General features: G+C 73.8%; 2 protein-coding genes. One reads left to right on the forward strand and one right to left on the reverse strand.

The window, feature by feature from the left end; all coding sequences use genetic code 11:
• On the forward strand, positions 1-3,036 hold a 3,036-nt coding region (locus tag ACFV2X_RS55380; RefSeq protein WP_385631888.1), incomplete at its 5' end, for a type I polyketide synthase.
• Positions 3,037-3,178: 142 nt separating this feature from the next.
• Here the strand turns inward: ACFV2X_RS55380 and ACFV2X_RS55385 are convergent.
• Positions 3,179-3,524, reverse strand: a 346-nt coding sequence (locus tag ACFV2X_RS55385; protein ID WP_385631890.1) for a hypothetical protein, incomplete at its 5' end; no start/stop codon positions are given.

Raw genomic sequence — 3,524 nt, forward strand, 5'->3', positions numbered from 1 at the left:
CAACACCACACCCACACCGACCTGCCCACCTACCCCTTCCAACACCAACGCTACTGGCTCAACACACCCACCCACACAGGAGACGTGACGGCCGTCGGCCTCGACCCGGCACATCACCCACTGCTCGGCGCGGCGGTCGCGGTGGCGGAGGGGGAGGGGTATCTGCTCACCGGTCGGCTCGCCCTCTCCACCCATCCCTGGCTCGCCGATCACACCATCGCCGGCGTCGTCGTCCTCCCCGGAACTGTCCTTCTCGAGATCGCCCTTCAGGCGGGCCATCGGGTGGACTGTCACCGCATCGAGGAACTCACCCTCCAGTCACCGCTGTTCATCCCGGAGGAGGGAGCGGTGCAGGTGCAGGCGTGGGTGGCGGCGCCGGATGAGAACGGGTGCCGAAGCCTGACGGTGTCCTCCCGACGCGAGGGTACGTATGAGGACGCCACGTGGGTGCGCCACGCCACGGGCCTGGTTGGCCCCGCACCGGCCGACCAGGACGATGCCATCGCACGGTTCACCGACCCACAAGGCGACGACGCGGTGGCGGTCTGGCCACCGCCTGGCGCCGTCGCGTTCACGGCAGACGACCTGGCGGGCCTGTACGACGGCTACGCGGCGCGGGGATTCGAGTACGGTCCGGTGTTCCGGGGGCTGCGGGCGGCCTGGCGACGTGGCGAGGACATCTTCGCCGAGGTGTGTCTTCCCGACACGGCGGACGGCAACGCCTCCCAGTTCTCCGTACACCCCGCCCTGCTGGACGCCGCCCTGCACACCGCCGCCTTCCGCCCGGCCGACGAACTCCCGCACGGCGCCCTGCCCTTCTCCTTCAGCGGGGTGAGGCTGCACGCTCCCGGAGCGTCGACCCTGCGGGTGCGCCTCACCCCGGACGGCGAGGCGCGGGACACGCACGCATGGTCGGTCGCGGTGGTCGACGGCGAGGGGCGGCCGGTGGCCTCGATCGCGTCGCTCGCGGTCCGCCCGGTGTCGACGCAGGAGCTGCTGGCAGCCTCCGGTACGGCGCGGCGGGACTCGCTCTTCGCGGTCGAGTGGGTGACCGCCCCGGCGCCGACATCGTCGTCCGCTCCGCAACTCCTGGCCACGGTGGGGCACTGCGACCTCCTCCCCTCGGCAGACGGGTACGCGAACCTCGCCGACCTGGCCGCCGCGACGCTGGAGGCGGGGGCCCCGGCGCCCGATGCGGTCGTGGTCGACTGCGGCCGCCGCGACGCGCGCGCCACCGCGGTGCCGGAGGACGTACGGACCCTCGCCCAGCGCATCCTGGGTCTGCTGCAGGAGTGGCTGGCGGACGAGAGGCTGGCGTCGAGCCGGTTGGTCGTACTGACCCGTGGTGCGGTGGCCCCCCCACCGGGGGAGGACGTGGCGGACCTGGCGGGCGCGGCGGTGTGCGGCATGGTGCGCTCCGCGCAGTCGGAACATCCCGGCCGGTTCGTCCTGCTGGACCTCGACCCCGACCTCGCCCCCGCCCTCGACCTCGACGGCGGGGAAGCGCCACCGACCCTCGTTCCGGCAGCGCTCGCCTGCGCCGAGCCGCAGATCGCCGTACGGGCGAACCGGCTCCTCGTGCCCAGGCTGACCCGCGTTCCGGCGTCCGTCCCCGTCCCCGAGCCTGGTCCCGTCCCCGAGCCTGGTCCCGCTTCCGCCACCGACGCAGCCGACCAGCACGCCGCGCCCACGGCGTTCGACCCCGACGGCACCGTACTGATCACCGGCGGCACTGGCACGCTCGGCGCGGTGCTCGCACGCCATCTGGTCGGCCGTCACGGCGTACGACACCTGCTGCTGGCATCCCGACGTGGGCCCGACGCGCCCGGCGCCACCGAGCTGCGGGCGGAACTGGCCGAGCTCGGAGCCGAGGTGACGGTGCGCGCCTGTGACAGCGGCGACCGCGCCGCACTGGCCGATCTCATCGCGAGGATTCCCAGCGGACACCCGTTGACCGGTGTGGTCCACGCCGCGGGCGTGCTGGACGACGCCACCGTCTCCTCCCTCACCCCCCGACATCTGGACACCGCGCTGACACCCAAGGCCGATGCGGCCTTCCATCTGCACGAACTCACCCGTCACGCCCAGCCGCGCGCCTTCGTCCTGTTCTCCTCGGCCGCCGGTGTCCTCGGCGCAGCTGGGCAGGGCAACTACGCCGCGGCCAATGCCTTTCTCGACGCCCTCGCCGAACACCGCAGGGCGCAGAGCCTGCCGGCCCTGTCGCTCGCATGGGGCCTGTGGGAGCGGGGCAGCGGCATGACCGGGCATCTCGACGGCACCGACCGGGCCCGCATCACCCGCTCCGGGCTCGCCCCCCTCGCCACCGAGGACGCTCTCGCGCTCTTCGACGCCGCCCTCGCCGGCGATCGGCCGTGTCTGGTGCCCGCCCGGCTGGACCTGCGGGGTTCAAGCGCCGCCGAGACCCCGGCGCCGCTGTTCTCCAGGATCGCCCCCGCTCGTACGGCCCATCGCCGCACCCCCGGGGCCGAGGGCGCCGCTGACCTTCGTACCCGTCTTGCGGCCCAGGACGCCGCCGAGCAGCGCGACACGCTTCTCACGATCGTCCGCACCCACACCGCCGCCGTGCTGGGGCATGACACGGCTGCCGCCGTCCGGCCGGACGCGGCCTTCCGTGAGCTGGGTTTCGACTCCCTCGCCGCCGTGGAACTCCGTAACCGCCTTCACACGACCACCGCTCTCACCCTGCCCGCGACCACCGTTTTCGACCACCCCACCCCCGCTGCCCTCGCCGATCATCTGCGTACTCAGCTCTGCCAGGACGCTGCGTCCTCGGCGGCGGCCACGGCGATGGCGGCGATGGCGGAGCTGGCCAGGCTGGAGTCCGCCGTCTCCGACTCGGTGGCGCTCGACGACGACACGCGCAGCGGCCTCGCGGAGCGCCTGCGGTCCCTCGCCCGCAAGATGAGCAGCGGCCATGTCGCTGACCACGACGGCGGCGCCGCGGGCCTGGACCTTCAGTCGGCCACGGACGATGAGATGTTCGAGCTGATCGACAAGGAGGTCAGCCGAGACTGAGCCCATGCGGTGGCGCCATCGCGGCATCGCAAACGGACGACGGCGCCCGGCGAAGGCCGGGCGCCGTCACTTGTGCCGCCGCTCAAGGCACGGCACGGTTGCTCATGCCGCACGGCTCACTCAGCTCATTCGTTCATTCGGCTCATTGGGCTGATTCGGCCGGCAGGTGTCGGCTCAGCCACGGGGTGTCGGTGTTCATCCGCAGCGCCGCGGCCTCGGCGGCCTCGGCCACCGCTTCGGCGCCACCGTCCGCAGCCGCCCGGGCCGCCTCGGCGGCGTGGGTCGCCGCCTTGGCCACGGCCTCTGCCTCGGCAGCCGCCCGACGGCTGTGTTCCGCGACCGCGTTCGCCATCTCGGCGGCCTTCGCGGCGGCCTCTGCCTCGGCCCGAGCGGCCGCTTCCGCGGCGGGGCCGGCCTGGGCGCCGGCGGCGGCCGCCTCGGCCGCGGCCTCGGCCGCGCCGGCGGCGGCCGCTGTGGCAGCCTCGGCC

Origin of the sequence: Streptomyces sp. NPDC059679 (assembly GCF_042734105.1) — a bacterium.
Lineage (GTDB): Bacteria > Actinomycetota > Actinomycetes > Streptomycetales > Streptomycetaceae > Streptomyces.